Annotated in this window: 8 protein-coding genes; 5 read left to right on the top strand and 3 right to left on the bottom strand. The window is 64.4% G+C overall.

What is annotated here, in order from left to right:
• Window positions 1-47 precede the first annotated feature (47 nt).
• Together cobU and cobO are read left to right on the top strand one after the other, a co-directional pair.
• Window positions 48-542 carry a bifunctional adenosylcobinamide kinase/adenosylcobinamide-phosphate guanylyltransferase gene (gene cobU / locus NKJ08_RS18435; protein WP_352782554.1) on the top strand — a complete coding sequence of 165 codons (495 nt, stop codon included), beginning with the start codon at window positions 48-50 and terminating at the stop codon, window positions 540-542.
• Window position 543: 1 nt separating this feature from the next.
• Window positions 544-1,173: a cob(I)yrinic acid a,c-diamide adenosyltransferase gene (gene cobO, locus NKJ08_RS18430; RefSeq protein ID WP_352782549.1), complete on the top strand. Its 630-nt coding sequence runs from the start codon at window positions 544-546 to the stop codon at window positions 1,171-1,173.
• A gap of 365 nt (window positions 1,174-1,538) precedes the next feature.
• Here cobO and cbiB read toward each other — a convergent pair whose 3' ends face one another.
• Entirely contained in the window at window positions 1,539-2,510 is a 972-nt protein-coding gene (cbiB, locus tag NKJ08_RS18425; RefSeq protein WP_352782547.1) for an adenosylcobinamide-phosphate synthase CbiB, read from the bottom strand.
• Between cbiB and cobD the strand changes: the two genes are divergently transcribed.
• Together cobD and NKJ08_RS18415 are read left to right on the top strand one after the other, a co-directional pair.
• Window positions 2,509-3,564, top strand: a complete 1,056-nt coding sequence (gene cobD / locus NKJ08_RS18420; protein ID WP_352528103.1) for a threonine-phosphate decarboxylase CobD — start codon at window positions 2,509-2,511, stop codon at window positions 3,562-3,564. The two genes, cbiB and cobD, sit on opposite strands and share 2 nt — an antisense overlap.
• Window positions 3,561-4,070 carry a tyrosine phosphatase family protein gene (locus NKJ08_RS18415; RefSeq protein WP_352528105.1) on the top strand — a complete coding sequence of 170 codons (510 nt, stop codon included), beginning with the start codon at window positions 3,561-3,563 and terminating at the stop codon, window positions 4,068-4,070. Before cobD ends, NKJ08_RS18415 begins: the two co-directional genes overlap by 4 nt.
• 289 nt (window positions 4,071-4,359) lie before the next feature.
• On the opposite strand, the gene NKJ08_RS18410 is transcribed toward NKJ08_RS18415, so the two are convergent.
• On the bottom strand, window positions 4,360-5,163 hold the full coding sequence (locus NKJ08_RS18410) for a creatininase family protein (protein ID WP_352528107.1): 804 nt from the start codon (window positions 5,161-5,163) through the stop codon (window positions 4,360-4,362).
• 56 nt (window positions 5,164-5,219) lie between these two features.
• Entirely contained in the window at window positions 5,220-5,603 is a 384-nt protein-coding gene (locus tag NKJ08_RS18405; protein ID WP_352528109.1) for a RidA family protein, read from the bottom strand.
• Between the two features lie 365 nt (window positions 5,604-5,968).
• On the opposite strand from NKJ08_RS18405, the gene NKJ08_RS18400 reads away from it, so the two are divergent.
• The gene (locus NKJ08_RS18400; RefSeq protein ID WP_352528111.1) at window positions 5,969-6,973 is read left to right on the top strand and encodes an ABC transporter substrate-binding protein; all 1,005 of its coding nucleotides are present in this window, start codon (window positions 5,969-5,971) and stop codon (window positions 6,971-6,973) included.
• Window positions 6,974-6,975: the final 2 nt, after the last annotated feature.

The following is a 6,975-nucleotide window of genomic DNA, read 5'->3' as shown; positions in this document are numbered from 1 at the left end:
CCGGCCACCACCGTTTTCTCCACGACCGGAGTGGTGGGCCGGGTCTTTTGTTTAAAATCGACTGGCCGCGCTCTGGATTGCGGGCGCATGCCGAAAGGCTGGTGACGGCCTGTCCGGCGCCGTGGAGCTATATCGCCACGGCGCAAGCCTATGACGAGGAGATGCATCAGCGCATCGCCCTGCACCGCTCGCGGCGCGGCGCCGGCTGGACGACCATCGAGGCGCCGCTTGATCTTGCCGGCGCGATCGGAGCGCTGCCCGACGGCCAGCCGGTGCTAATCGACTGCCTGACGCTATGGCTGACCAACCATATGCTGGCCGAACATAATTGCGATGCCGAATGCCGAGGACTGGCGGATGTGCTGTCGCGACCGCGCGGACCCTGGTTCGTGGTGTCCAACGAGGTCGGTCAGGGCATCGTGCCGGACAATGCGCTGGCAAGACGGTTTCGCGACGCCGCCGGCCGGTTGAACCAGGACGTCGCTTCTGTCGCGGACACCGTGCTTTTGATGGTGGCGGGGCTGCCGCTCAAGGTGAAATGACATGGCTGATATCAGGGACAAAGAGATCGATCCCAAGGACGAGGAACGCCACCGCGCCAAGATGGCCAAGCGCAAGGCGGTGCAGGATGCCGAGGTCGCGGCAAAGACCGTCGAGAAGGGGCTGCTGATCGTCAACACCGGGCCGGGCAAGGGCAAGACCACGGCCGCCTTCGGGCTGGCGCTCAGAATGCTCGGCTACGGCAAGCGCGTCGGCGTCGTCCAGTTCATCAAGGGCAAGTGGCATACAGGCGAGAAGGACGCCTTTGCTTGCTTCGGCGACCGCGTCGTCTGGCACGCGATGGGCGAGGGTTTCACCTGGGAGACGCAGGACCTGAAGCGCGACATCGCGGCGGCCGAGGCCGCCTGGGCGAGGGCGCTCGAACTGATGGCCGAGCCGTCAATCAGCCTTGTGGTGCTCGACGAGCTGAACATCGCGCTGCGCTACGACTATCTCGACGTCGAAAAAGTGGTCGCGGAGCTGAAGGCCCGTCGCGAAGGCCTGCATGTCGTCGTCACCGGCCGCAACGCCAAGCCGGTATTGGTCGAGGCGGCCGATCTGGTCACCGAGATGGGCGTGACGAAGCACCACTTCTCCGCCGGAGTGAAGGCGCAGCAGGGGATAGAGTTCTGAGGGCTTGCCTCGGGACATTTCGGACGAAGGTCCAACTCGGATGACGCTTGCCAAGGCTGCCCACCGACTTCTCAAGACCTGGGTTCCTCGCCCTCCGCGAAGCGGGGGAGAGGTGGCCGCGCAGCGGCCGGAGAGGGGGCTTCGTAGAGCGCGGGTCCCCTCTCAGTCTCGGCTTCGCCGAGCCACCTCTCCCCACTTCGTGGGGCGAGGAAACCAAGCTGGAATGAAGCCAGGTCCAGCGCTGACGGGCAACTTTGTTCTTGCTTTGTGCCGGCAGCTATGCTACTAATCTAGCTATGGTGCTGATTCGCGCCGATGACCCGCCGCATGGCGGGTTTTTATTTGATCTCAATCTCGAGCGCAGGTCACGCAAAGATAACGAGCGCCGAAATCATCCCGAACAGCGCGATCAGCAGAAGGTCGGCGACCCGGTAGAGTTTCAGCGCCCGCCTGATGTCGGTGCTCTCGATGTCGTCGCGCCGGCCGCCTTCGCCCATCAACGCGTCATCGACCAGGACGCCGTCATAGGAGCGCGGGCCGGCGAGCGCCAGGCCGAGCGCACCGGCCATCGCCGCTTCCGGCCAGCCGGCATTGGGCGAGCGGTGCTTTTTCGCATCGCGCCGCACGGCGTGCCAGGCGCCTCTGGCATCGGCGCCCTTGACCAGGAAGGCGGCAAGCACGATCAGCAGCGCCGTCAGCCGCGACGCCGGCAGGTTGATCCAATCGTCGAAGCGCGCAGCGGCCCAGCCGAAGGCCTCGTGGCGCGGGGTGCGGTGGCCGATCATCGAATCGGCGGTGTTGGCGGCCTTGTAGGCGACGCCGCCGGCCAGCCCGCCAACGCCGAGCCAGAAGGCCGGCGCCACGACGCCGGCGGAAAACTTCTCGCCCCGGCTTTCGATCGCGGCGCGGCAGACAGCGGCCCTGTCGAGCTTTTCCGGGTCGCGGCCGACGATCCGCGAGACGGCAATGCGGCCCATGTCCAGTCCGCCGGTGTCGAGTGCGTCGGCCACCGCTTCGACATGCTCGGCCAGGCTCTTCTGCGACAGCAGCGACGTCGCCAGGATTGCCGTGATCAACAAGCCGAGAGGAAAGCTCCAAAGCATGGCTTCGACCCAGAAGGCGAGGGCGGCCGGCACCAGCACGATCACCAGCAGCGCGACGACGCCCCAGCGGCGACGGTGGGCGTCGGAATCAGTGGCGCGGTTGAGCCTGCGGTCGAGAAAGGATATCAGCCTGCCGAACCAGGTGACGGGATGGCCAATGGCATCGAAGAGCCAGGCCGGGTAGCCGAGTACAAGTTCGATGGCTAGCGACAGGAAAGTGATCAGGATCGACATGAAGTCTCTTGATGGAGTGACGGCGGCAGTGGACCACGGCGGAAGCCTTGGCCGGGCGAGGGCACTTTTCCCTCACGCGCCACTGCCTTTCGTCGACCTCTCGACCGGGATCAATCCGCACTCCTACCCGCTTTTCGATTTGCCCGCCACCGCCCTGTCGCGATTGCCGGAAGCCGCGCGTGCCCGTGAATTGGCCGCGGTCGCGGCAAGCGCCTATGGCGCACCTTCGGCGGCGAACGTCGCAGCCGCGCCCGGCACGCAGATCCTGTTGCCGCGCGTCGCCTCGCTGGTCAGCCCAGGCAAGGCGCTGGTGCTCGGGCCGACTTATGCCGAGCATCGGCGGGCAGCGGCGATCGCCAGCCATGCGGCGGCTGAAGTCGATGATTTCGAAGCCTTGGCGGCCGCCGACCTTGCCGTCGTCGTCAATCCCAACAACCCGGACGGGCGCGTCGTCGAGCGCGAAAGATTGCTTCGCCTTGCCGCGAAATTGCGCGCCAGAGGCGGGCTGCTGGTGGTCGACGAGGCCTTCATGGATGTCGGCCCGCGCAGCGAAAGCTTGGCCGGCGACGTCGACCAGGGTGGCATCGTCGTGCTGCGTTCGTTCGGCAAGTTCTTCGGCTTGGCCGGTCTGCGGCTTGGCTTTGCACTGGCCGATGCGCTGACGGTCGAACGGCTGGAGGCGCAATTCGGGCCGTGGGCGGTTGCCGGGCCGGCGCTCGAATATGGCATAAGGGCGCTTGCCGACGTCGGCTGGCAGGCCGGGATGCGGCGCCGTCTGGCCGAGGATGCCGCGCGGCTCGATGCGCTGTTCGGCCGCTTCGGCGTGCCTGTCGCCGGTGGCACCACGTTGTTCCGCTATCTTCGCCTGGCGGACGCCGCCGGCCTGTTTTCGGTGCTCGGCCAATGCGGCATCCTGCTTCGGCATTTCTCCGGCCGGCCGGATGTGCTGCGCGCCGGCCTGCCCGGAACCGACGAAGAATGGCGGCGGCTCGAATCAGCGCTTGCCGGCTGGGCCGCGCGGAGCGACGATGGGGCCAAGGAGATTTCGCGATGATCCATGTTTGTTCCCTGGCAAAAATCGAGGAAACGGTGGCAAGGACCGGCGCCGAGCGGCTGCTTTCGCTGCTCGCTGCCGGAACGGAGGTGATGCGACCGTCCTCGATCACCAGGGAAAACCATCTGCATCTGGTCATGCATGACATTGCGGTGGCGCAGGAGGGCATGACCATGCCGGGCGAGGAGCATGTCCGCAACCTGCTCGATTTCGCCCGCCAATGGGATCGCTCGCGGCCGCTGGTCGTGCATTGCTATGCCGGCATCAGCCGTTCGACCGCCTCGGCCTACATCATCGCGGCAGCGCTGGCGCCGAAGCGCGACGAGGCCGAATTGGCCGAGACGCTGCGCGCGCTGTCGCCCACCGCGACGCCCAATCCGCGGCTGATCGCAATTGCCGACGCACTGCTCGAGCGCGACGGCCGCATGAGCCGCGCCATCGAGGCGATCGGGCGCGGCGCCGAGGCGTTTGAAGGCGCGCCGTTTGCGTTGAAGATCGATGCTTGATTTCTAGTTTTGTGGGCAGTTATTTGACTCATCAAAGCCACCAAGCAACCGCGTCCTAATCGTGCTGCGATCGCGGCAGGTATTTCCGATATCGGCGCTGCCCCTCATCTGCCTGCCGGCATCTTCTCCCAGTATAGTGACGGGGGAGAAGGGGCTGACAGCAACGCTGGCGCCTTTTCTCAACGCTGGCGATTGGCGAAACCGCCGATGATGGCGTCCCTCGCCCCGTTTACGGGGCGAGGATGCCGGCAGGCAGGTGAGGGGCGGCGCGACGCTGGCGGATAGCCTCCTAAGCCAACCAATCTGCAAGCCTGGCCCTGCGCACGTCCGTCACCAGGCTGATGAAGCCGTCGGCCTGATGCTCGGCGGTGAGCCGCCCCTTTTCGGCGGTCGCAATGCTGGCGTCGCCGACAACGCCGTTCGGGTTGAGGTCGCTGGCGATCCAGGCGAAGGCGTGCGTTCCGGTGTGGCGCAGCAGCGAAAATTCCTTTTCGGCGCGCGCGACCTTGGAAACGAAATTGTCGGCCTTGCCCATATCGACGAGGTCGGGCCGGAAATGCAGCATCAGCGAGGTCTCGACGTCGCCGCCATGGATGCCGTGGCGGTCTTCGAGCTCGGTGTACATGCCGGCCGGCCGGCCAAAACGCTGCCAGCTGGTCTTTACCGCCAGCATCTTTGCCCGCACGCGCAATTCGCGGGTGATGATGCCCATGATCTCCTCATTGCCGCCATGCGAATTGACGACGATCAGCTTGCGGATGCCGGCGCGCGCGATCGACAGGCCAAGCTCGGTCCACGCTTCGATCAACGTCGCCGCCGGCAGCGTAAGCGTGCCGGGCGCATGCAAGTGCTCGTTCGACTTGCCCACCGCCTGGACCGGCAGGATGCGGATGTCGAGATCGCCGGGCAGGCGCGCGATCACCGTTTCCAGCATGCCGTTCATGATCGAAGTGTCGGTCGAGACCGGCAGATGCGGGCCGTGCTGCTCGATCGCAGCCACCGGCAGAATGGCGATAGTCGCCTCTGGATCGATGGTCGCATATTCGGTGGTGCGGTAGTCACCCCACCATACGCGTTTTTTTGCAGCGATCATTTCATGCCCCTTGAACCGACAAGCCCAGACCTAACGCGGGAACGATCGGCTGTCGATCATCCCGCCGCAATGACCTCGATCTCGACCTTGAATTCCGGCCGGGCGAAACCGGACACGATCATCAGCGTCGAGGCCGGCGCCGGGCTGGCGAACAGCCGGTCGCGAACCTCCATATAGGGTCGCAGGAAGGCGCGATCTGTGACGTAGGCGTTGATGCGGACGATGTCGGACAGGCCGAGCCCGGCCTCGCCGAGAATCGCCGATATGTTCTGGAAACAGAGCTCGGCCTGTGCGCCGGCCTCCTCGGGGATCTGGTCGTCCGCCGTGATGGCGACCTGGCCCGAACACAGCACCAGCCGCTTGCCGGGCGGCACCTCGACGCCATGGCTGTAGCGGGCGAAGGGCGGCTTGATCGACTTCGGCGTGAGAAATTTAAACATGGCAATCTCCGTTCACGGCAGCCTATCGCATCGGCCCGAAAATCGGGATCGATTTTCGGAAAGCAGATGCGAAGATTCAAAGTTTTAGAGCGTACTTTGTGCGTCCAAGTGGACGCACGTCGCTCTAAGGCCGGATCGATGCGGCCATCAAGATGGTCGTGCATGTCACGAGGGCGATTATGGACAGGCGTTCAAAAAATAGGCACGATGCCTTCCGTACAGCATGACCCGTCCGGTCTTGGCGTGCGGCTCATTCGCAAGCGGGCGATCCCGGCACAAGAAGCCGGTGGCATGTGTCTTGCTTCTTGAAACAATGGTGTCGAGCCCGGCGCGTGACGCGCCGGAGCGAACAAAGGGTGGTGTGGATGTACGGAAAACTCAAGATTTCGGCGGGCGTGATCGTGCTGCTTGGCGCAGGCACGCTTGCCGCGGCAGCGAACGAAAAAGTCACCTTCGGCACCAACTGGCTGGCCGAGCCGGAGCATGGCGGTTACTACCAGGCCGTGGCGGACGGCACCTATGCGGCCTGCGGCATCGACGTGACGATCATGCAGGGCGGCCCACAGGTCAGCGGCCGACCGCTGTTGCTGGCCGGCAAGATCGATTTTTACATGGGCGGCAATTTGCTGTCGGCCTTCGATGCCGTGCAGCAAGGCATACCGATGCGCGTCGTGGCCGCCGACTTCCAGAAGGATCCGCAGGTCATCATGTCCCAGCCCGGCCAGGGGCTGGACAAATGGGAGGATCTGAAGAACGCCGACCAGTACATCCTGGGTGACGAGGGCACGCAGACCTTCTTCCAGTGGATGGTGACGGAATTGGGCTTCGATGCCGCCAAGCGCGTGCCCTACACCTTCAACCCGGCGCCGTTCATTGCCAACAAGAAGTCGATCCAGCAGGGTTACGTCACTTCGGAGCCATTCGCCGTCCAGAAGCAGGGCGGTTTCACGCCGAACCAGTTCCTGCTGGCCGACTATGGCTGGGACACATATGCGACGACGGTCGAGACCATGCAGGAGACGATCGACAAGCGGCCCGAGGTGGTCCAGTGCTTTGTCGATGGGTCGGCCAAGGGCTGGTACAATTATCTCTACGGCGACAACAAGGCCGCCAACGAGATGATCAAGAAGGAAAATCCGGACATGACAGATGAGCAGATCGCCTTCTCGATCGAGCAGCTGAAGAAGTTCGGCGTGGTCGATTCAGGCGACAGCGGAAAGCTCGGCATCGGCGCCATGACCGACGCGCGCATCCAGAGTTTTTACGACAAGATGGTCAAGGCCAAGGTCTCGCCGGCGGGCATCGACATCAAGAAGGCCTACACGCTGGCCTTCGTCAACAAGAGCGTCGGGCTCGACCTGAAGAAGTAAGC

The sequence above is a fragment of the Mesorhizobium sp. M0244 genome (assembly GCF_040321795.1).
In the GTDB taxonomy this organism is placed as follows: Bacteria; Pseudomonadota; Alphaproteobacteria; order Rhizobiales; family Rhizobiaceae; genus Mesorhizobium.
Note: the sequence above shows the minus strand (reverse complement) of the source record. Positions and strands in the feature narration are given on the sequence as shown.

Coding starts and splice junctions, on each gene's coding strand:
- cobO (WP_352782549.1), top strand. CDS start 544: ATGGCTGATATCAGGGACAAAGAGATCGATCCCAAGGACGAGGAACGC.
- cobD (WP_352528103.1), top strand. CDS start 2,509: ATGAAGTCTCTTGATGGAGTGACGGCGGCAGTGGACCACGGCGGAAGC.
- cbiB (WP_352782547.1), bottom strand. CDS start 2,510: ATGTCGATCCTGATCACTTTCCTGTCGCTAGCCATCGAACTTGTACTC.
- NKJ08_RS18415 (WP_352528105.1), top strand. CDS start 3,561: ATGATCCATGTTTGTTCCCTGGCAAAAATCGAGGAAACGGTGGCAAGG.
- NKJ08_RS18410 (WP_352528107.1), bottom strand. CDS start 5,163: ATGATCGCTGCAAAAAAACGCGTATGGTGGGGTGACTACCGCACCACC.
- NKJ08_RS18405 (WP_352528109.1), bottom strand. CDS start 5,603: ATGTTTAAATTTCTCACGCCGAAGTCGATCAAGCCGCCCTTCGCCCGC.
- NKJ08_RS18400 (WP_352528111.1), top strand. CDS start 5,969: ATGTACGGAAAACTCAAGATTTCGGCGGGCGTGATCGTGCTGCTTGGC.